The 21,104-nt window shown below is 73.0% G+C and carries 19 protein-coding genes; 12 read left to right on the plus strand and 7 right to left on the minus strand.

Annotated elements, in window-relative coordinates; genetic code table 11:
- The first annotated feature begins 99 nt into the window (after nucleotides 1–99).
- The 9 genes from GQS52_RS09260 to GQS52_RS09300 all read left to right on the plus strand — a co-directional run bounded on the left by GQS52_RS09260 (nucleotide 100) and on the right by GQS52_RS09300 (nucleotide 9,711).
- Complete coding sequence (locus GQS52_RS09260; RefSeq protein ID WP_182312934.1) at nucleotides 100–1,752, plus strand: fumarate hydratase; 1,653 nt, start codon at nucleotides 100–102, stop codon at nucleotides 1,750–1,752.
- A gap of 104 nt (nucleotides 1,753–1,856) precedes the next feature.
- Entirely contained in the window at nucleotides 1,857–3,260 is a 1,404-nt protein-coding gene (locus GQS52_RS09265) for a class II fumarate hydratase (protein ID WP_182312935.1), read from the plus strand.
- Between the two features lie 34 nt (nucleotides 3,261–3,294).
- Nucleotides 3,295–3,984 (plus strand): DUF402 domain-containing protein, encoded by a 690-nt coding sequence (locus GQS52_RS09270; protein WP_182312936.1) that lies wholly within the window; start codon nucleotides 3,295–3,297, stop codon nucleotides 3,982–3,984.
- 83 nt (nucleotides 3,985–4,067) lie between these two features.
- Entirely contained in the window at nucleotides 4,068–4,748 is a 681-nt protein-coding gene (locus GQS52_RS09275) for a class I SAM-dependent methyltransferase (RefSeq protein ID WP_182312937.1), read from the plus strand.
- Nucleotides 4,749–4,757: 9 nt separating this feature from the next.
- Complete coding sequence (locus tag GQS52_RS09280) at nucleotides 4,758–6,932, plus strand: SpoIIE family protein phosphatase (protein WP_182312938.1); 2,175 nt, start codon at nucleotides 4,758–4,760, stop codon at nucleotides 6,930–6,932.
- Between the two features lie 294 nt (nucleotides 6,933–7,226).
- Complete coding sequence (locus GQS52_RS09285; protein ID WP_259371080.1) at nucleotides 7,227–8,129, plus strand: SPFH domain-containing protein; 903 nt, start codon at nucleotides 7,227–7,229, stop codon at nucleotides 8,127–8,129.
- A complete protein-coding gene (locus GQS52_RS09290) occupies nucleotides 8,075–8,407 on the plus strand; it encodes a hypothetical protein (protein WP_259370669.1) in 333 nt (110 codons plus the stop codon). Before GQS52_RS09285 ends, GQS52_RS09290 begins: the two co-directional genes overlap by 55 nt.
- Nucleotides 8,404–8,577: a CsbD family protein gene (locus tag GQS52_RS09295; protein WP_182312941.1), complete on the plus strand. Its 174-nt coding sequence runs from the start codon at nucleotides 8,404–8,406 to the stop codon at nucleotides 8,575–8,577. The genes GQS52_RS09290 and GQS52_RS09295 overlap by 4 nt, the downstream gene beginning before the upstream one ends.
- 171 nt (nucleotides 8,578–8,748) lie before the next feature.
- Nucleotides 8,749–9,711 (plus strand): YafY family protein, encoded by a 963-nt coding sequence (locus GQS52_RS09300; protein WP_182312942.1) that lies wholly within the window; start codon nucleotides 8,749–8,751, stop codon nucleotides 9,709–9,711.
- Here GQS52_RS09300 and GQS52_RS09305 read toward each other — a convergent pair.
- From GQS52_RS09305 to GQS52_RS09320, 3 genes are read right to left on the minus strand one after another with little or no spacing between them, the layout of a single operon-like run.
- Nucleotides 9,680–10,462, minus strand: coding sequence for an HNH endonuclease (locus GQS52_RS09305; RefSeq protein WP_182312943.1), 783 nt, complete (start codon nucleotides 10,460–10,462; stop codon nucleotides 9,680–9,682). The two genes, GQS52_RS09300 and GQS52_RS09305, sit on opposite strands and share 32 nt — an antisense overlap.
- Nucleotides 10,459–11,820, minus strand: a complete 1,362-nt coding sequence (locus GQS52_RS09310; protein WP_259370670.1) for an AAA family ATPase — start codon at nucleotides 11,818–11,820, stop codon at nucleotides 10,459–10,461. Before GQS52_RS09310 ends, GQS52_RS09305 begins: the two co-directional genes overlap by 4 nt.
- Before the next feature lie 27 nt (nucleotides 11,821–11,847).
- Nucleotides 11,848–12,828 (minus strand): LysR substrate-binding domain-containing protein, encoded by a 981-nt coding sequence (locus GQS52_RS09320; RefSeq protein ID WP_182312944.1) that lies wholly within the window; start codon nucleotides 12,826–12,828, stop codon nucleotides 11,848–11,850.
- Between the two features lie 192 nt (nucleotides 12,829–13,020).
- Here GQS52_RS09320 and GQS52_RS09325 point away from each other — a divergent pair, with 192 nt between their 5' ends.
- Together GQS52_RS09325 and GQS52_RS09330 are read left to right on the plus strand one after the other, a co-directional pair.
- Nucleotides 13,021–13,575: a peroxiredoxin gene (locus GQS52_RS09325; protein ID WP_182312945.1), complete on the plus strand. Its 555-nt coding sequence runs from the start codon at nucleotides 13,021–13,023 to the stop codon at nucleotides 13,573–13,575.
- Nucleotides 13,576–13,578: 3 nt separating this feature from the next.
- Nucleotides 13,579–14,115 (plus strand): alkyl hydroperoxide reductase, encoded by a 537-nt coding sequence (locus GQS52_RS09330; RefSeq protein WP_182312946.1) that lies wholly within the window; start codon nucleotides 13,579–13,581, stop codon nucleotides 14,113–14,115.
- 177 nt (nucleotides 14,116–14,292) lie between these two features.
- Here the strand turns inward: GQS52_RS09330 and GQS52_RS09335 are convergent, their stop codons facing one another.
- The 4 genes from GQS52_RS09335 to GQS52_RS09350 all read right to left on the minus strand — a co-directional run bounded on the left by GQS52_RS09335 (nucleotide 14,293) and on the right by GQS52_RS09350 (nucleotide 19,778).
- Nucleotides 14,293–15,720 (minus strand): AI-2E family transporter, encoded by a 1,428-nt coding sequence (locus GQS52_RS09335; protein ID WP_182312947.1) that lies wholly within the window; start codon nucleotides 15,718–15,720, stop codon nucleotides 14,293–14,295.
- A gap of 259 nt (nucleotides 15,721–15,979) precedes the next feature.
- A complete protein-coding gene (locus tag GQS52_RS09340; protein ID WP_259370671.1) occupies nucleotides 15,980–16,684 on the minus strand; it encodes a lytic transglycosylase domain-containing protein in 705 nt (234 codons plus the stop codon).
- A 563-nt stretch (nucleotides 16,685–17,247) separates the two neighbouring features.
- A complete protein-coding gene (locus GQS52_RS09345; protein ID WP_182312949.1) occupies nucleotides 17,248–18,573 on the minus strand; it encodes a PhoH family protein in 1,326 nt (441 codons plus the stop codon).
- A gap of 443 nt (nucleotides 18,574–19,016) precedes the next feature.
- Complete coding sequence (locus tag GQS52_RS09350; RefSeq protein ID WP_182312950.1) at nucleotides 19,017–19,778, minus strand: isoprenyl transferase; 762 nt, start codon at nucleotides 19,776–19,778, stop codon at nucleotides 19,017–19,019.
- Nucleotides 19,779–19,941: 163 nt separating this feature from the next.
- Between GQS52_RS09350 and mgrA the strand changes: the two genes are divergently transcribed.
- Nucleotides 19,942–20,982, plus strand: a complete 1,041-nt coding sequence (gene mgrA, locus GQS52_RS09355; protein ID WP_182312951.1) for an L-glyceraldehyde 3-phosphate reductase — start codon at nucleotides 19,942–19,944, stop codon at nucleotides 20,980–20,982.
- Nucleotides 20,983–21,104: the final 122 nt, after the last annotated feature.

Genomic DNA, 21,104 nt, shown 5'->3' on the forward strand with positions numbered 1-21,104 from the left:
GTACCTCACAGACGGGACGATACGGGCCCGCTCTAATCTGGAGGGCGCACGCCATCACCGTGGCCGCACTGTCGCCGTCGAGAATGGGGAAGCCCCGTCATGCCCGAGTTCGCGTATTCGGATCTGCTGCCGCTGGGTGCGGACGAAACCCCGTACCGGCTGGTGACCTCCGAGGGTGTGAGCACGTTCGAGGCGGACGGCCGCCGCTTCCTCAAGGTGGAGCCGGAGGCGCTGCGCAAGCTGGCCGCCGAGGCGATGCACGACATCTCGCACTACCTGCGCCCGGCCCACCTCGCCCAGCTGCGGAAGATCCTGGACGACCCCGAGGCCTCGGCCAACGACCGCTTCGTCGCCCTGGACCTGCTGAAGAACGCCAACATCGCCGCGGCCGGCGTCCTGCCGATGTGCCAGGACACCGGCACCGCGATCGTGATGGGCAAGCGCGGCCAGAACGTGCTGACCTCCGGCGCCGACGAGGAGGCCCTCTCCCGCGGCGTGTACGACGCGTACACGAAGCTCAACCTGCGCTACTCCCAGATGGCCCCGCTGACCATGTGGGAGGAGAAGAACACCGGCTCCAACCTGCCCGCGCAGATCGAGCTGTACGCCACCGACGGGGACGCCTACAAGTTCCTGTTCATGGCCAAGGGCGGCGGCTCGGCCAACAAGTCCTTCCTGTACCAGGAGACCAAGGCGGTCCTGAACGAGGCGTCGATGATGCGCTTCCTGGAGGAGAAGATCCGCTCCCTGGGCACCGCCGCCTGCCCGCCCTACCACCTGGCGATCGTGGTCGGCGGCACCTCCGCGGAGTACGCGCTCAAGACCGCCAAGTACGCCTCCGCGCACTACCTGGACGCCCTGCCCACCTCCGGCTCCCCCACCGGCCACGGCTTCCGCGACACCGAGCTGGAGCAGAAGGTCTTCGAGCTGACCCAGAGCATCGGCATCGGCGCCCAGTTCGGCGGCAAGTACTTCTGCCACGACGTGCGCGTGGTGCGCCTGCCCCGGCACGGCGCCTCCTGCCCGGTGGCCATCGCCGTCTCCTGCTCGGCCGACCGCCAGGCCGTCGCGAAGATCACCGCCGAGGGCGTCTTCCTGGAGCAGCTGGAGACCGACCCGGCGAAGTACCTGCCCGAGACCACCGACGCCGACCTGGACTCGGACGTGGTGCGCATCGACCTGAACCGGCCGATGGACGAGATCCGCGCCGAGCTGTCGAAGTACCCGGTCAAGACCCGGCTGTCGCTGTCCGGCCCGCTGGTCGTCGCCCGGGACATCGCCCACGCCAAGATCAAGGAGCGCCTGGACGCCGGCGAGGAGATGCCGCAGTACCTGCGCGACCACGCCGTCTACTACGCCGGCCCGGCCAAGACTCCCGAGGGCTACGCCTCGGGCTCCTTCGGCCCGACCACCGCCGGGCGCATGGACGCCTACGTCGAGCAGTTCCAGGCGGCGGGCGGCTCGTTCGTCATGCTGGCCAAGGGCAACCGCTCGAAGCAGGTCACCGACGCCTGCAAGGCGCACGGCGGCTTCTACCTCGGCTCCATCGGCGGCCCGGCCGCCCGCCTGGCCCAGGACTGCATCAAGAAGGTCGAGGTCCTGGAGTACCAGGAGCTGGGCATGGAGGCGGTCTGGAAGATCGAGGTCGAGGACTTCCCGGCCTTCGTCGTGGTCGACGACAAGGGCAACGACTTCTTCACCGACCCCGCGCCGTCCCCCACCTTCACCAGCATCCCGGTCCGCTCCTCCTGACACGCGACCGGGACATCCGGCACGACCGGGACATCCGGACCGACCGGAGCAACCGGTGACAGTGCCCGGGAACACAACCCGTGTTCCCGGGCACTGTCACAGGTATGACGCACCACGACGAGACCACCGGCTACCGGACCGAGCACGACTCCATGGGCGAGGTGCGGGTCCCCGCGCGCGCCAAGTGGCGGGCGCAGACCCAGCGCGCCGTGGAGAACTTCCCCGTCTCCGGGCAGCGGCTGGAGCGGGCGCACATCGAGGCGCTGGCGCGGATCAAGGCGGCGGCCGCCGGGGTCAACGCCCGGCTGGGCGTGCTGGACCCGGAGGTGGCGGAGGCGGTCCGGGAGGCCGCCGGGGAGGTGGCCTCCGGCCGCTGGGACGAGCACTTCCCCGTCGACGTCTTCCAGACCGGCTCGGGCACCTCGTCCAACATGAACGCCAACGAGGTGATCGCCACCCTGGCGAGCGAGCGGCTGGGCCGCCCGGTGCACCCCAACGACCACGTCAACGCCAGCCAGTCCTCCAACGACGTCTTCCCCTCCTCCATCCACATCGCCGCCACCTCGGCCGTGGTGAACGACCTGGTCCCCGCCCTGGAGCACCTGGCGGAGGCGCTGGAGCGCAAGGCGGCGGAGTTCGCGGACGTCGTCAAGGCGGGCCGCACCCACCTGATGGACGCCACCCCGGTGACCCTGGGGCAGGAGTTCGGCGGCTACGCGGCCCAGATGCGGCGCGGGGCGGAGCGGCTGCGGGACGCCCTGCCCCGGCTGGCGGAGCTGCCGCTGGGCGGCACCGCGGTGGGCACCGGCATCAACACCCCGCCCGGGTTCTCCGCCGCGGTGATCGAGGAGGTGGCCCGCGCCACGGGCCTGCCGCTGACCGAGGCCCGCGACCACTTCGAGGCCCAGGGCGCCCGCGACGGCCTGGTCGAGACCTCCGGGCAGCTGCGCACGGTCGCCGTCGGCCTGACGAAGATCGCCAACGACCTGCGGTGGATGGCGTCGGGCCCGCGCACCGGCCTGGCCGAGATCAACCTTCCCGACCTGCAGCCCGGCTCCTCGATCATGCCGGGCAAGGTCAACCCGGTGGTGCCCGAGGCGGTGCTGATGGTCGCCGCCCAGGTGATCGGCAACGACGCCACGGTCGCCTTCGCCGGCTCCCAGGGCAACTTCGAGCTCAACGTGATGCTGCCGGTGATGGCGCGCAACCTGCTGGAGTCGGTGCGGCTGCTGGCCAACGCCTCCCGCCTGCTGGCCGACCGCACGGTCGACGGCATCACCGCCAACGCCGGGCGGGCCCGCGAGTACGCCGAGTCCTCCCCCTCGGTGGTCACCCCGCTGAACCGGTACATCGGCTACGAGGAGGCGGCGAAGGTCGCCAAGCAGTCCCTGGCCGAGCGGAAGACGATCCGCGAGGTCGTCCTGGAGCGCGGCTACGTCGAGGCCGGGAGGCTCACCGAGGCCCAGCTCGACGAGGCGCTCGACGTGCTCCGCATGACGCGTCCGTGACCCGCGGGGCCCGGGGCCTCCCTAAAATCCGTCCATGACGACCGAGACGGCGCGCAGGCAGGACGGACCGGACGGAGAGGACGGGGACGGCTTCTGGGCCCCCGGGCGGAGCGTGCTGTGGCGCTACCGCGGCAACGCCACCGACCGGGTGCACATATGCCGGCCGGTGACGGTGGTGCGCGACGACGCCGAGCTGCTCGCCGTGTGGATGGCGCCCGGCACCGAGTGCGTCAGGCCGGTCCTGGAGGACGGCGGGCCCGTCCACCTGGAGCCGCTGGCCACGCGCTACCTCAGGCCGCGCACCACCGCGGTCTCGCAGTGGTGGGGCACCGGCGTGCTCAAGCTGGTGCGGCCCGGCGAGCCGTGGTCGGTGTGGCTGTTCTGGGAACGCGGGTGGCGGTTCAAGAACTGGTACGTCAACCTGGAGGAACCGGTGCGCCGCTGGAGCGGCGGCGTGGACTCCGAGGACCACTTCCTCGACATCACCGTGCTGCCGGACCGCAGCTGGCAGTGGCGGGACGAGGACGAGTTCGCCGAGGCGCAGCGCGCCGGCCTGATGACCCCGCACCAGGCCGGGCAGGTCCTGGAAGCGGGAGAGCGTGCCGTGGAGGTGATCGAGCGCTGGGGCTCACCGTTCTGCGACGGCTGGGAGGACTGGCGGCCCGACCCCTCGTGGCCGGTTCCGGAGCTGCCCGCGGACTGGGACCGCAGTTCCTCTCGGTGAAGCACTCGTCCTGGCGTACGATCGTCCGGTTCACCGGCCGTGGCGGACACGGCACGCGATGTCATCGAAGGGGGCGCCGGCGCATGGACGACGAGGCCGAGGGGATCGGGACCACCGGGGTGGAGATCGACCGCACGGGACAGGCCGAGGCGTTCGACGCCATAGGCGACCGGTACGACGAGGCCTTCCCCCACAAGGAGGGCCAGGTGGCCGCCGGCGAGTGGCTGGTCAAGGAGCTGCCGCCGCGGTCGCGGGTGCTCGACCTGGGCTGCGGGACGGGGGTGCCCACCGCCCGGCAGCTGGCCGGGGCGGGGCACGAGGTGACGGGCACCGACCTGTCGGAGGAGATGGTGCGGATAGCCCGGGCCAACGTCCCCGGGGCGACCTTCCTGCAGATGGACATCGCCGACCTGGCCCCGCGCGGCCCCCGCGACCTGGGCACGTTCGACGCGGTGGTCGCGTTCTTCTCCCTGCTGATGCTGCCCCGCGCCGAGATCCCCCTGGCCCTGCGGACCGTCCACGACGTGCTCCGCCCCGGCGGCCTGTTCGCCCTGTCGATGGTCGAGGCGGACGTGGACGACTTCTCGATCCCGTTCCTCGGCAACACCATCCGGGTATCCGGATACTTGCGGGACGACCTGCGCCGGGTCGTCGGCGAAGCGGGCTTCGAGATCCTCGGGGAGACGTCCTTCACCTATGCACCGGCGACCACGGACGTGCCGCCGGAGGAGCAGATCTTCCTGAACTGCCGACGCAGCGGCTGACGAGATGGAATGACTGGCGTGACGGAGCACCGCACACCTCACGAGGGGCCCCGCCCCGGCAGACGGTCCGCCGGGGCGGAACGGCATGCTGCCACGCCCGACCCGCGGGCCGCTCCTCCGGCCCGCGGGCACCATCCCGTGCCCGGCGCCGGGGGCCCGGCCCGCCCGGCCGGCGGGTACGGGCCGGACGCCGGCCCGTCCGCGGCCGGGCACCCGGCCCACTCCGGCCCGTCCGGCCACGACGGCCACGACGGCCGCACCGGCCACGGCGGCCTCGCCGGGGACGGCTGCCTCGCCGGGGACGGCGCTCCCGCGCGCCCGGCTGCGGGGCCGCGCCCGGGCGCGGCCCCGCAGCCGGGCGCGGCTCCCGCGGGCGCCCCGCCGGCGTTCCCGGCACCGTCGCCCGGGCCGACCGCCCACGACGGGCACCGCGCGTCCGCGGAGGCCGCCGACCAGGCCCGCTTCGCACAGTCCGACCGGCTGCGCTACCTGGACATGGCGACCCGGCGGATCGCCCGGGGCCTGGACCTGGACGAGACCCTGCAGGGCCTGTGCAGGGCCTCCGTGCCCGCGTTCGCCGACGCCGTCCTGTGCTACCTGCGCGACCCGCTGCCCGTCGGCGACGAGCGCACCAACGCGCCCGTCGTCCTGCGGCTGCGGCGCACCGACCGGATCCCGGAGGAGCCGGACACCGACGGCAGCCGGCTGCCGCTGCTGGCCCCCACCGCCGACCCCCCGGGCGCGACCGAACCGGTCCGGCTGGTGCCGGACGGGCCGCTCGCCTCGCTGCTGCTGTGCGGCCGCCCGGTCTTCGGCGGCGACGGCTCCCCGGACTCCGAGGGCCTGGCCGAGCTGCTGGGCAACGTGCCCGCCGGCCTCCCGGGCATGCTGCCGCCCGGCCGCCGGGTGATCGTCGCCCCGCTGCGCGGGCGGCGCCGGGTGGTGGGCGCGGTGCTCCTGCTCCGGCGCGCCGACCGTCCCCCCTTCACCGAGGACGACCTGCTGGTCGCCTCCCAGCTGGCCACGCACACCGCCCTGGGCGTGGACAAGGCCGTGCTGTACGGCCGCGAGGCCTACATCGCCGACGCCCTGCAGCGCGCCATGCTGCCCTCCTCGCTCCCCCGGTCCACCGGGGTGCGGCTGGCCAGCCGCTACCTGCCCGCCGCGGAGACCGCGCGGGTCGGCGGCGACTGGTACGACGCCATCCCGCTGCCCGGCAACCGGGTCGCGCTCGTGGTGGGCGACGTGATGGGCCACTCGATGACCTCCGCCGCGATCATGGGCCAGCTGCGCACCACCGTGCAGACCCTGGCCGGCCTGGACCTGCCGCCCGAGGAGGTGCTGCACCACCTCGACGAGCAGGCGCAGCGCCTGGGCAGCGACCACATCGCGACCTGCGTGTACGGCGTGTACGACCCGGTCTCGCACCGGCTGGTCATGGCCAACGCGGGCCACCCGCCGCCGGTCTTCCTCCACCCGGACGGGCGGGCCGAGACCCTGCGGCTCCCCCCGGGGGCGCCGATCGGCGTGGGCGGGGTGCCATTCGAGTCGGTGGAGGTGCCGGCCCCGCCCGGGGCGACGCTGCTCCTGTACACGGACGGACTGGTGGAGTCGCGCACCCGGGACGTGTGGAGCGGGGTGGAGCGGCTGCGCGAGCGGCTGCGGACCGCCGCGGAGACCACCCGCCCCCCGCAGCTGGAGCCGCTGTGCGACTGCGTGCTCGACATGCTCGGCCCGGAGGACCGCGACGACGACATCGCGCTGCTCGCCGCGCGCTTCGACGGCATCCCCCCGCGCGACGTCGCCTACTGGTTCCTGGAGCCGCAGGCGCAGACCCCCGGCCGGGCCCGCCGCCTGGTCCGCCGGGTCCTGCAGCGCTGGGAACTGGACTCGCTGTCGGAGTCCACGGAACTCCTGGTCAGCGAGGTGGTGACCAACGCGGTCCGGTACGCCACCCGGCCCATCACCCTGCGGCTGCTGCGCACCGAGGTGCTGCGCTGCGAGGTCGGTGACGACGCCCCGACGCTGCCGCGGATGCGGCACGCCGCGGCCGGCGACGAGGGCGGGCGGGGGCTGTTCATGGTCAACCGCCTGGCACGGCGCTGGGGAGCCACGCGGTTGAGCACGGGGAAGGTCGTCTGGTTCGAGCAGACCCTCCCCGCGAAGCGCCCCGACCCCTCCTGACGGCCCCGCCCCGCGGCCCGGGCGGGGGCTCCCCCTCCGCCCGGCACCGCCCCCGCGCCCCGGCCTCTCCCCCCCCCCGCCTTCTCCCTACTCCTCCACGGCTCCCCCTCTCCTTCGCGGCCCCCTCTGACAAAACTGATATCACTTTGCTAACCTGTGGCCATCACACGGACCCGGAAACACCTGGGGGGAACCAGCATGAGCCGCACAACCTCGCCCGCCACCGCCGCCAGTGGCGCACCCGGCACCACCACCGACGCCGCGACCGGCACCGCACCCGACCCCGCGGTCCGGATGCCCGAGCCCCGCGTGGTCGAGCGGCGCGCGGTCGGCGCGCCCGGACTGCCCGTACTCCTGCTCGCGCCGCTCACCGGGGTCGGCGGCGCGGCGCTGGCGATCGCCGGGGGCGCCGCCCTCGAGAGCGGCGGGGGAGCCGGCGGGGGCGTCATGATCGGCCTGGGGATCCTCGTCGCACTGGCCTCCTTCATCGTCATGGGCGGCCTGACGCAGGTGGCGCCGGGCGAGGCCCGGGTCTGCCAGCTCTTCGGCCGCTACCAGGGCACCATCCGGCAGGACGGCCTGCGCTGGGTCAACCCCTTCACCAGCCGGGAGAAGATCTCCACCCGCATCCGCAACCACGAGACCGCCGTACTGAAGGTCAACGACGCCTACGGCAACCCGATCGAACTGGCCGCCGTCGTGGTCTGGCAGGTCAAGGACACCGCCCAGGCCGTCTTCGAGGTCGACGACTTCATCGAGTTCGTCTCCACCCAGACCGAGGCCGCGGTCCGGCACATCGCCATCGAGTACCCCTACGACTCCCACGACGAGGCCGGGCTGTCGCTGCGCGGCAACGCCGAGGAGATCACCGAGAAGCTGTCGGAGGAGATCACCGCGCGGGTGGAGGCGGCCGGCGTCCACGTCGTCGAGTCCCGCTTCACCCACCTCGCCTACGCCCCCGAGATCGCCTCGGCGATGCTCCAGCGCCAGCAGGCGGGGGCCGTGGTCGCGGCCCGGAAGCTGATCGTCGACGGCGCGGTCGGAATGGTCGAGTCGGCGCTCGCGCGGATCGCCGAGCAGGACCTGGTCGACCTGGACGAGGAGCGCAAGGCGGCCATGGTCAGCAACCTGCTGGTGGTGCTGTGCGGGGACCGGGCCGCGCAGCCCGTCCTCAACACGGGCACCCTCTACCAGTGACCGAGCGCAAGAAGATCCTGCTGAGGCTCGACCCGGCGGTGCACGACGCGGTGGCCCGCTGGGCCGCGGACGAGCTGCGCAGCACCAACGCGCAGATCGAGTTCCTGCTGCGGCGGGCCCTGGACGGGGCCGGGCGGATGCCGGAGGGCGCGGGCGGCCTGCCCCGGCGGGGCCGCCCGCGCCGCGCCGGTTCAGGACGGTCCGGTGTGAATCCTGACGGAACGGGCACGCGAGAGGTGTCACCGAGTACTCGGTCCGACGAGGAGGAGACACCGTGAGCACCGAACGCAAGGCCGACAGTGCGGCAGAGCGCCTCAAGGGCAAGGCCAAGGAGACCGTGGGCCGGGCCACCGGCAACGAGGAGATGGAAGCCGAGGGCCGCGCCGAGCAGGCCAAGGGCGACATCAAGCAGGCCGGCGAGAAGGCCAAGGACGCATTCCGTCACTGACCTCCCCCTCCCGCGACCGCCGGCCGACGGCCGGGGCCGTACCCGAAGAAGGACGGCAGCCCCGCGACGCGCCCCTCCCTCCGCGCTGCGGGGCTGCGGCACGTCCGCGGGCCGCGGGCCTTCCCGTGAAAGCGGACCGTTCCCGCCCTCGACGGGTGCCACACTGCGTTCATGCTGCAGACCTCGGCCCGGCTGTTGAAACTGCTCTCCCTCCTGCAGACCCGCCGCGACTGGCCGGGTCCCGAGCTCGCCGGGCGTCTGAAGGTGGACGTGCGCACCGTCCGCCGCGACATCGACAAGCTGCGCAGCCTCGGCTATCCCGTGCACGCCACGCCGGGTACGGCGGGCGGCTACCGGCTCGGCGCCGGCGCGGCGCTGCCGCCGCTGCTCCTCGACGACGAGGAGGCGGTGGCCGTCGCGATCGGCCTGCGCACGGCCGCCGGGTCGGCGGTCAGCGGCATCGAGGAGACGTCGGTGCGGGCGCTGGCCAAGCTCGAGCAGGTGCTCCCATCCCGGCTGCGGCACCGGGTCAACGCCCTGCAGTCGGTGACGGTGCCGCTGACCGGGCACGGCCCCACCGTGGACCCGCAGACCCTCACCGCCGTCGCGGGCGCCTGCCGGGCGCACGAACGGCTGCGGTTCGACTACCGCAGCCACGACGGCACCGCCGGCCGGCGCACCGTCGAGCCGCACCGACTGGTGGCCGCGGGCCGCCGCTGGTACCTGCTGGCGTGGGACACCGACCGGGAGGACTGGCGCACCTTCCGCGTGGACCGGCTCACCCCCCGGCTCCCCACCGGCCCGCGGTTCACCCCCCGCACGCCTCCCGAGGACGCCGCCGCCCACGTCGCGCGGGGCATCACCACCGCGGCCTACCGCTACCGGGCGCGGTTCACGGTCCACGCCCCGGCCGAGCACGTCAGCCGGTACGTGACACGGACCTCCGCCGTGGTCGAACCGGTCGACGAGCACTCCTGCACCGTGCAGACCGGCGCCGACTCCCTGGACGGCCTGGCCCTGTACGCCTCCTTGTTCGGCGCGGACTTCGAGGTGCACGAGCCGCAGGAACTCCGCGACCGCCTGGCCGTCCTGGCGGACCGCCTCAGTCGCGCGGCGGGGAGGGCGAAGGGGTGAGCGGAGCCCGTTCCCCGGACCGCTGTGCGGGAAAGCCTGCTGCGGCGGCGCCCATGGCGTGCAGCGCCACGAGGACGTCCGGGGTGAATACCGCCTGCGCGCCGGGCCGGTGCATCGTGCGCAGCATCGCGTACAGCACGTCCGCGAAGGGCTGGACCCGTAAGGCGTTCTCGACCTCGCGCGCTTCCCTGCCCTCGTCCGCCTTCCTCAGCCGGTACCAGTCCCTCAGCATGGACTTGCACCGGACGAAGGCGTGCGCGCGGCCCATCGTGAGGACGGGGCGCTGCAGGCCGAAAACCTCGATCGTCACCTCGCCCTTCGGCGTGCGCGCCCGGTACTCGCCGGTGGTGAGGACGAGCCGCAGGTGGTCGTAGGGGTCCTCGCGGCCGGGGTCGACCAGGAGGCAGTCCCCGTCCTCCCCGCAGGGGTACCGGTCCCGTTTCTGATTGCTGTTGCAGTGCGAGCAGGCCAGGAAGTGGTTCAGCCAGTCGAAGGCACGCAGCGGGGCGAGCGCGATCGGCTGGAAGTGGTCGATGTCCGTCCCCTGGCTGTCCCCGCAGTACATGCACCGGACGATGCCCGGGGACATCGACTCCAGCAGGGAGTGCAGGTGGCGCTTGACCGCCCGGGCGCCGCTCCACGCCGCACGGGCGGAGGCGGCCGTCGCCCCCGCTCCCGCCAGGAGTTCGGTCCGGGCGGCCAGCAGGCGTTCGAGGTCCTCACCGGGCTCCGGCCGGTTCAGGGGGATCATGCGCTCCGGCCGAGACGCGTGGCCACCTCGTCGACACGGGCGCCCAGGGAGCTGTTCAGCACGTCGCTCAGGGCCCGGTACTCCTCCACCTCGGTCTCGGATGCCTCCCCCTCCAGCACGCGCCCTTCCAGGTCGCCCACCCGGCGCCGCAGCCGCTCGGCCCGCGGGGAGTAGGGGCTGTCGAGGCCGAACAGGTCGGACAGAACCGCGTCGTCGCCGCTGCCGTAGACCACCCTGCGGTACAGGTCCTCGTCCACTACCACCGGCGGGGCGTCCTCGTCCGGGCCGGGGAGTCGGACCAGCCCGCCGGGGTCGGCGGCCTGGCACACGTAGGGGCTGTGTGTGGTCACGATGAACTGGATCCGCGGGAAGTGGGTCTTGAGCCACTCGCCGATGCGCTGCTGCCAGCTGACGTGCAGGTGCACGTCGACCTCGTCGATCAGGACCACCCCGGGCAGGGGAACGACGGGCGTGCCGCCGGACAGGTCCATCCGCAGGCTGCCGAAGTGCTCCTGGAGATGCCGGACGAGGTCCACGACGAGGGACGCCACGGTCCGGTAGCCGTCGCTCATCTCCCGGAGCGGGAACTCCTGCCCCCGCCGCGAGACCCACAGCCCGTCGGAGTCCACCCGGACGATGCGGTGGCCGTCCGGCAGCAGTCCGTCGCCCAGCAGGGCGAAGACCGCGTCCAGCAGTTCCTGCGCCCCTTCGCGCTCCTCCAGCCGCCGCAGGTGCTGCCGCACCAGCCAGGAGACGCTTTCGGAGAGGGACGCGGACTCGTCGAAGAGAGTGGCGAAGCGCTCCGCGCGCGGCGTGTACCGGCTGTCGGCGCCGGCCCCTTCTCCCGTCATCCTCCGGAACGGCCCGTACCCGGCGCTGAACCACCCGCGGGCGCCTCTGTCCGCCCCCGGGTGCTGTGCGGAACGCACGGGGAGCCGGTCTCCGTCCGGGACATCAAGGGCATGGGCGCCGCCACCGATGTCGAGCACGAGAGCGTCTCCCCCCGGCCTGTCCCCGGGGAAGATCTTCACACCGAAGTCCTTCTCCTCGGGACGACCGGCCGTCCCGCCCGGTGCGGCAGCGGTCCCGTCGGGTTCGAGGCGGGCACGAAAAAGTGCGACCGCGCTGTCGGAACCCGTCGTGACCATTGGTCCCGGGTCCCCCACGAGCGTCGCCGTGGAGTACGGGGCCACGAGCATCGCGAGGGTGCGCAGCAGAGTCGTCTTGCCGGACCCGTTGCGGCCGGCAACCACGGTCCAGCCGGCGTGCGTCCCGTCGGGGCGGGTGAGGGTCAGGTCCACCTGGCGGGGGCCGTGGAAACCCCGGATCCCGTCGATCCTCAGCCGGGACACGTACACAGCAGCCTCCTGGGTGGTCCGACGATGTCACTGTAGTGGCGTGGTCCGGTCCACTTCGGCCGTGCCGCTTCGGTCGGCCTCCGGCCGGGAGGGGGTGAGGCGGACCGGGAGGGGGCGCAGGGCGTGGCGCAGGGAGTCGGCGAAGGCGGTGAACTCGCCGGCCCGGGCCGTGCCGGAGCGCATCGCCAGGCCGACGCGGCGTCCGGGGGCCGGGGCGCGGAAGCAGCCGGTGCCCAGCCGCTCGTCGCGGGCGGCCTCCAGGTCGACGGCGGTGCGAGGCAGGAGCGTCACCCCCAGCCCGCCGGCGACCAGTTGGACCAGGGTGGACAGGCCGGCCGCGCTCGTGGTGGCCGGCACCCCCTCGTCCTTGCCGATCTCGCGGCAGACGTCCAGGGCCTGGTCGCGCAGGCAGTGCCCCTCCTCCAGGAGCAGCAGCGGCAGTTCACGCAGGGACTCGCGCGGTATGTCCGCCCGGCCGGCGAGCCGGTGGTCGCCGGGGGTGACCAGCACGAAGTCCTCGTGGAACAGCGGGATCTCGGTGACGCCGTGGGCGCCCAGCGGCAGGGCGAGCAGCAGCAGGTCCAGGCGGCCGGAGCCGAGCCCCTCCAGGAGGGAGGAGGTCTGCTCCTCGTGGACCTGCAGGTCCAGGTCCGGGTAGGTTTCGTGGGCCAGCCGCAGGACGGTGGGGAGCAGGTAGGGCGCGACGGTGGGGATGACGCCCAGCCGCAGGTGGCCGGTGAACGGGGCGCGGGCCGCCTCGGCCTCCTCCATGAGGCCGGCGACGGCGTCCAGCACGGTCCGGGCGCGGGCGGCGATGCGCTCGCCGGCCGGGGTGAGCAGGACCTTGCGGGTGGTCCGTTCGACGAGCCGGCTGCCGAGGGACTCCTCGAGCGCGGCGACGGCTCCGGACAGGGCCGGCTGGCTCATGCCGATCTCCGCCGCGGCGTCGCGGAAGTGGAGGGTGTCGGCGACCGCCGAGAAGGCCCTTATCTGGGCGAGGGTGGGCATGCGGTGCGTGGTCCGGTGGGGCGTGGTCCGGTGGGGCGCGGTCCGATGGGGCGTACTGATAGGAACCTCCGATCAACACGCCGAAGTGTATCGATTTCTCTGATCAATGGGCGCTGTGCAAGTCTTGGCCCCGTCCAACCCCCAAGGAAGGTCCCCCACAAAGGGACTCGCCTTCGCCCCTGGAGGAAACGCGTGCTCACCGTCGGTGACAAGTTCCCCGAGTACGACCTGACCGCCTGCGTCGACCTCGACCCCGAGAAGGCGTTCGCGCAGATCAACCACAAGTCCTACGAGGGCAAGTGGCGCGTCGTCTTCTTCTGGCCGAAGGACTTCACCTTCGTGTGCCCGACCGAGATCGCCGCCTTCGGCAAGCTGAACGACGAGTTCGCCGACCGCGACGCGCAGATCCTCGGCGTCTCCGGCGACTCCGAGTTCGTGCACCACGCCTGGCGCAAGGACCACGCCGACCTGCGCGACCTGCCCTTCCCGATGCTGGCCGACTCCAAGCACGACCTCATGCGCGAGTGCGGCGTCGAGGGCGAGGACGGCTTCGCGCAGCGCGCCGTGTTCATCGTCGACCCGAACAACGAGATCCAGTTCACCATGGTGACCGCCGGCTCCGTCGGCCGTAACCCCAAGGAGGTCCTGCGGGTGCTCGACGCCCTGCAGACCGACGAGCTGTGCCCGTGCAACTGGAGCAAGGGCGACGAGACCCTCGACCCGGTCAAGCTCCTGGCCGGTGAGTGACCCGTGGCGCTCGACACCCTGAAGTCCGCCCTGCCGGACTACGCCAAGGACCTGAAGCTGAACCTCGGTTCGGTCATAGGCAACTCCGACCTCCCCAAGCAGCAGCTGTGGGGCACCGTGCTGGCCTGCGCGATCGCCTCGCGCTCGGCGAAGGTGCTCACCGAGCTGGAGCCGGAGGCCAGGGAGAACCTGTCGCCCGAGGCGTACACGGCCGCCAAGGCGGCTGCCGCCGTCATGGCGATGAACAACGTGTACTACCGCACCCGGCACCTGCTGTCGGACCCGGAGTACGGCACCCTGCGCGCGGGCCTGCGGATGAACGTCATCGGCAACCCGGGCGTGGAGAAGGTCGACTTCGAGCTGTGGTCGCTGGCCGTCTCGGCGATCAACGGCTGCGGGCAGTGCCTTGACTCGCACGAGCAGGTGCTGCGCAAGGCCGGTGTGGAGCGTGACGTGATCCAGGAGGCGTTCAAGATCGCGGCCGTGATCCAGGCCGTCGGCGCCACCCTCGACGCCGAGGGCGTGCTGGCCGGCGTCTGACGCCGGACCGTCCGGCACGGCCGGTGACGTCCGGCACGGCCGGCGGTGACGAGGACCGACGGCGAAGGGCCCCGCTCCGAGCGGGGCCCTTCGTCGTTCCCGCGGCAAGTACATCCGCGGGAGGCCCGCAGGAAGTCCCGCGGAAGGCCAGCGGGGAGTCCCGGGGGAGCGGCGGGCTCAGGCGCCGGCGGGCGGCTTGCCCGGCCCGGTGCCGGGCCGGGTCCAGTCGGACGCCTCGATGCCCGTGGCGCCGTGCGGCCCGGGGCCGTGCACCTCCGGGCCCGCCGCGCGCAGCCTCGTCTCCTCGCTGTACCGGCGCAGGTAGCCGACGACCGTGTTGGTGACCGCCACCACGGGGACCGCCACGACCGCGCCGCCGATGCCCGCCACCATGGACCCGGTGGTCACCGCGAGCACCACGCCCAAGGGGTGGACCTTCACCGCGCGGCCCAGGATGAGGGGCTGGAGGACGTGTCCCTCGATCTGCTGGACGCCCAGCACCACGGCCAGGACCATCAGGGCCAGGAAGGGCCCGTCCGTCACGAGCGCCACCACCACGGCCAGCGCCCCGGAGACGACCGCGCCGACGAGCGGCACGAACGAGCCGAGGAAGATGATGACTGCCAGCGGCACGGCCAGCGGCACGCCGAGCAGCCAGATGCCGGTGCCGATGAAGATGGCGTCGATCAGGGCGATCACCACCGTGCCGCGCACGTAGCTGGTGAGCGTCCGCCAGGCGCGCGGGCCGGCACCCGACAGGCCGGCGCGGGCCGCCGCCGGGAAGAGCTTGAGCACCCAGTGCCAGATCCGGCGGCCGTCGTAGAGCAGGAAGAGCGTGGAGAAGGCGGCCAGCAGCATTCCGGAGAGGAACTCGACGACCGCGGTGACCCCGGCGAGTCCGGCCGAGGTCAGCTGCTCGGTGTTGGTGCCGACGGCCTCGCTGAGGTTGTCGGCGATGTTGTTGATCTGCGCCTCGGTGACGTGGAACGGGCTGTTGAGCAGCCAGCGCTTCAGCTCGGCGATGCCGCCCTGCAGGCTGCTGGAGAAGTTGTCCGCGTTCTCCACGACCTGCCAGACCACGAACCAGCCGGCGAGTCCGACGCCGGCGAGCCCGGCGATGAAGGTGATGGCGGTGGCCAGGCCCCTGGGCACGCCGGCCCGCCTGAGCCAGGCGACGGTCGGCTGCAGCAGCGCGGTGAGCAGCAGGGCCGCCGCGAAGGCGAGCACCACCAGGGTGATCGAGCTGATCACCTTCATCAGCACCCAGACGGTGGCGGCCAGGACCAGCAGCCGCCAGCCGACCTCGGCGGCGACCCGCATCCCCCACGGGACGGCGCCCGCCGGTTCGGGGCGCGCGGGGACGGCCGGGGCGTAGCCGGGCGGGGCGGGCACGGTCGGGGCCGTGCCGCCGGGCGCGGGAGCGGCGGCCGCGCCGCCCGGGGCCGGGGGGCCGCCGGCCGGGCGGCGGGCGCCGTACACCGCCTCCTCGGCCTGTTCCAGTTCCTCTTCCTCGCGCTCGGCGGCGGCCCGCCGTTCGTCGAGGTGCCGGGCGAGGCGGGTCAGTCCCGCGATCCACCCGGTACGCCACTCCCGCATCCTGGACATGGCCTCTGGTACCCCCAGTTGTGTCTGTCGTCCAGATGACGGTACCCGCGATCCCCGTCCCCACCGCCGCGATCCGGCCCCGACCCGCCTCCGCGCCGCGTCCCGGACCCGTACCGGCCCGCTCCCGGGGCACGGGGCACGGGGCACGGGGCACGGGAACGCGGAAGCCCCCGACCGGGGAGGTCGGGGGCTTGCGTGCGGCGGTGCCGGCCGGGGTTCGGCCCGGTACGGGGCCGGGGTGCGGCCCGGTACCAGCGGCCTAGTACCAGTTGTTGGCCTGCCAGAACGACCAGGCGCCGCAGGGGCTGCCGTAGCGCTCGTTCATGTAGCCCACGCCCCACTTGATCTGGGTGGCCGGGTTGGTCTGCCAGTCGGCGCCGGCGGAGGCCATCTTGGAGCCGGGCAGCGCCTGCATGAGGCCGTAGGCGCCGGAGGAGGGGTTGACGGCCTTGTAGTTCCAGCCGCTCTCGTGGTCCACGATGTTGGAGAAGCACTGGAACTGGTCGGCGCTGACCATGGACCGGGCCATCGCCTGGACCTCGGCCACGCTGTAGGAGCTCTGGATCGCGAAGTCGGAGGCGTCGCGCGCCGCGGAGCGGCTGGCGGCCTGCTCCTTCGCCTTCTCGGCCTCGCGCTCCTCGGCCGCCTTCTTGGCGGCCTCCTCCTCGCGCTGCTTCTTCGCGGCCGCGTCCTCGGCGGCCTTCTTGCGAGCTGCTTCCTCTGCGGCCTTCTTCGCGCTCGCGTCGGCGGCGTCGGCCTGAGCCTGCGCCTGCTGACCGAGGTTCACGGAGGCCTGCTGGGCCTGCTGCCCGGCGGGGATGTCCGCGAGGAGAGTGGCGTTCGCGGCCTCGACGGGCTGAACCGCGCCCTGCTCGCTGCCTGCGGCGACACCCACGACTGCACCGACGGTGGTGACCGCGGTGGCGGATGCCACGGCGAACCCCCGGACCGAGATCCGGCTCACACGCATTCCTTCCAGCATCGTCCGCGTGGTGACCGCGCGGACGCCGATCTTGCCCCTGGCTCTGGCCTCCCCATAGCTTTCCGGTCACGGGAGGCGACGGGCCCGGTGCGTCCCCGATGGTTCCGGGGCCCGCGGAGTGCTCGGGCGGCGTACGGCTGAACGCTTTTCAGTTCTGTTGTTCAGCACCGCTGGGGGTGCCGGGCAGCCGTACGCGGGGCCTGACAGAACCCACACCCTGCACCAGTCGACCGGGTCAACGCAATTCCCCTGCGAGTGTCAAACCTCACACGGCTTTCCGCCGGATCGGCCGGAGGAGAGGGAGGCGCAACACCGGTCGTTCACCGTAGAGTTCTGAACCTTTCCCGAATGCGCAGGACGAATCGTCACACAGCATCACAAAGGGGAATGCGGGGCCGGACGGCTGTCCGGTCCCGCACGGTCGGTGGGGCACCCCGGGTGCACGGGGGCACGCGGGAGGCGTGTGGCGCACGTCGCCGCGGGTGCGCCCCTCCCGGCGACGGCGCCCGGAAGGGGCGCACGGGCACGGGGAGGGGCGTGCTCCGTCACGCCACGGCGGGATCCTCCAGGAGTTCGGTGACCAGGGCGGCGATCGGCGAGCGCTCGGACCGGTTGAGGGTGATGTGCGCGAAGAGCGGATGGCCCTTCAGCTTCTCCACCACCGCCACCACCCCGTCGTAGCGGCCGACCCTCAGGTTGTCGCGCTGGGCGACGTCGTGGGTCAGGACGACCCGGGAGTTCGCCCCGATCCGGGACAGAACGGTCAGCAGGACGTTCCGCTCCAGGGACTGCGCCTCGTCGACGATCACGAACGCGTCGTGCAGCGAGCGGCCGCGGATGTGGGTGAGCGGGAGGACCTCCAGCATCCCGCGCTCGACCACCTCCTCGATCACCGTCGCCGAGGTCACCGCGGAGAGGGTGTCGAAGACCGCCTGGGCCCACGGGCCCATCTTCTCCGACTCGCTGCCCGGCAGGTAGCCCAGCTCCTGGCCGCCGACCGCGTACAGCGGGCGGAAGACCATGATCTTGCGGTGCTGGTTGCGCTCCAGCACCGCCTCCAGGCCCGCGCACAGCGCCAGCGCCGACTTGCCCGTGCCGGCCCGGCCGCCCAGGGAGACGATGCCGACGTCCGGGTCGAGCAGCAGGTCGAGGGCGACGCGCTGCTCGGCGCTGCGGCCGTGCACGCCGAACGCCTCGCGGTCCCCCCGCACCAGCCGCACGTCGCCGTCGGCAGTCACCCGCCCCAGCGCCCTGCCCCGCTCCGAGGACAGCACCAGGCCGGTGTGGACGGGCAGGCCGTCCGTCCCGGGCAGCCGCACCGTCTCGTTGGCGAACAGCTCGTCGACGTCGTCGGCCGGCACCTGCAGCTCGGCCATCCCCGTCCAGCCGGAGGTGACGGCCAGTTCGGCCCGGTACTCCTCGGCCAGCAGCCCGACCGAGGACGCCTTGATCCGCATCGGCAGGTCCTTGGAGACGACCGTGACGTCGTACCCCTCGGCCTGGAGGTTCCGGGCGACCGCGAGGATCCGCGAGTCGTTGTCGCCGAGCCGGTAGCCCGCCGGCAGGACGCTCTGGTCGGAGTGGTTGAGCTCCACCCGCAGCGTGCCGCCGAGCTCCCCGATCGGGATCGGGGCGTCCAGGCGTCCGTACCGGATCCGGTAGTCGTCCAGCAGGCGCAGCGCCTGCCGGGCGAAGTAGCCCAGTTCGGGGTGGTGCCGCTTGGCCTCCAACTCGGTCACCACGACGACCGGGAGCACGACCTCGTGCTCGTCGAAGCGCGTCATGGCGTTCGGGTCGGCCAGCAGCACGCTGGTGTCGAGGACATAGGTGTGCCGGTCGTCGTTCCCCCGGCGGTTCTTGCTACCCACCACCTGTTGACAGACCCCCTCGCAGGGCGCGCACCGGCGCCCCGGACGGATGGGCGCGGCCGGATCCGTACGCCGGGCGGGCCGGATCGGGACTGGCAGCGCGGGACGGTACCGGGATGCGGCCCGAGGAGGGCCGGGTGCCGGCCCTCCTCGTGGATACGAGGCGGCGGCCACTGGGTGACGGCGCTTCTGCGTGCAAACGGGCCTCCCGGGCGGGTGACACCGTGCCACCCGCTGCCGGCCCGGAGCCCGTGGGCCGGGCGCCGTAGCCGTACTGCAAGTGGTATTCCCTCGAACGACCCGCACCATGCGGGCCCCCGGGGAGCGTCACGCACTGGTCAGGAGGCGTTCACCGAGGTGACGGGGGTGTGGCGGCGGGGGCCGGTGGGACAGCGGTGGAGGCTGCGACGCCCCGCGGCGCGGCGGGCGTTCGGCCGGGCGGGCGGTCAGGTGCCGTAACGGCGGTGGCGGTCCGCGTAGTTGCGCAGGGCCCGCAGGAAGTCCACCTTCCGGAAGGCCGGCCAGAACGCCTCGCAGAAGTAGTACTCGGAGTGCGCGCTCTGCCAGAGCATGAAACCGGACAGCCGCTGCTCGCCGCTGGTGCGGATCACCAGGTCCGGGTCGGGCTGCCCGCGGGTGTAGAGGTGCTCGGAGATGTGCTCGACGTCCAGGGTCTCGGCGAGCTCCTCCAGGGAGGTGCCGCGCGCGGCGTGCTCGCCCAGCAGGGAGCGGACCGCGTCGGCGATCTCCTGCCGGCCGCCGTAGCCGACGGCGACGTTCACCAGGATGCCGTCGATGTCGCGGGTGGCCTCCTCGGCCTCCTTGAGGACCGTCTGGGTGCGGGCGGGCAGCAGGTCGAGCGTGCCGACGTGGTGCACCCGCCAGCGGCGGGCCTCGGCCAGGCCGCGCACCGCGTCCTCGATGATGCCCAGCAGGGGGTTGAGCTCCACGGCGGGACGGTTGAGGTTGTCGGTGGACAGCAGCCACAGGGTGACCACCTCGACACCGGTCTCCCCGCACCAGCCGAGCATCTCCTGGATCTTGTCGGCGCCGGCCCGGTGCCCCTGCACCGTGGTGCCGCCGGACGCCTTGGCCCAGCGGCGGTTGCCGTCCAGGATCACGCCGATGTGCTTGGGGCTCTGCTCGACGTCGAGCTTGGACTCCACTCGGCGGGCATAGAGCCGGTACACCAGGTCGCGCAGATCCATCGTGTTCGTGCCCCTCCTGCGTACGTCGCACCGCGCGGTCACCCTACTCCGGGGACGGCGCCCGTTACGAACCGGCCGGGTCCGCCCCCGGCCCGGCCCTGCCCCCGGACCCGCCCGCACGCGCGTACGAAACCGGACGGACGATGCGTGATATGCAAAACGGGTGAACAATCTGTCTCTCTACCGCGCTGCCGACACCCGCTACGACGCGATGGAGTACCGCCGCACCGGCCGCAGCGGGCTCAAGCTGCCCGCCGTCTCCCTCGGCCTGTGGCACAACTTCGGCGACGACCGCCCCCTGGAAACGCAGCGGGCGATCCTGCGCCGCGCCTTCGACCTCGGCGTCACCCACTTCGACCTGGCCAACAACTACGGACCGCCCCACGGCTCCGCCGAGACCAACTTCGGCCGGCTGCTGGAGCAGGACTTCCGCCCCTACCGCGACGAGCTGGTGATCTCCACCAAGGCCGGCTACGACATGTGGCCCGGCCCCTACGGCGAGTGGGGCTCCCGCAAGTACCTGACCGCCAGCCTGGACCAGTCGCTGAAGCGGACGGGCCTGGACTACGTCGACATCTTCTACTCGCACCGCTTCGACCCCGACACCCCGCTGGAGGAGACGATGGGCGCCCTGGCGTCCGCCGTCCGGCAGGGCAAGGCGCTGTACGTCGGCGTCTCCTCATACAGCGCCGAGCGCACCCGCGAGGCGGCCCGCATCCTGCGGGACATGGGCGTCCCCGCCCTGATCCACCAGCCCTCGTACTCGATGATCAACCGCTGGATCGAGGACGACCACCTGCTCGACACCCTGGAGCAGGAGGGCATGGGCTGCATCGCCTTCGCCCCCCTCGCCCAGGGAATGCTGACCGACAAGTACCTCGACGGCGTCCCCGCCGGCTCGCGCGCCGCCCAGGGCAAGTCCCTCGACCCCGCCCTGCTCACCGAGGAGAACGTGCGCCGCCTCCGCGGGCTGAACGGCATCGCGCAGCGCCGCGGCCAGTCCCTGGCCCAGCTCGCCCTGACCTGGGTCCTGCGGGACCCGCGGCTGACCTCCGCACTGATCGGCGCCTCCAGCGTCGCGCAGCTGGAGGCGAACGTCGCAGCCGTCGGCGCGGCCCCGCTGACCGACGAGGAGCTCACCGAGATCGACTCCTACGCCCAGGAGGCCGGCGTCAACCTGTGGGCGCGCAGCAGCGAGAGCTGAGCGCCGGCCCCGCCGCCCGCCGGCCCCGCCCGCCCGGCGCCGCCCGCCGTCGGAGCCGGGTGCCGGGGCGGGGGGGCCGGGTGCCGGGTGCCGGGGCGGAGGGCAGGGTGCCGGGTGCCGGG

This window comes from Streptomyces sp. SCUT-3 (assembly GCF_014083985.1).
Classification (GTDB): Bacteria; Actinomycetota; Actinomycetes; order Streptomycetales; family Streptomycetaceae; genus Streptomyces_H; species Streptomyces_H thermolineatus.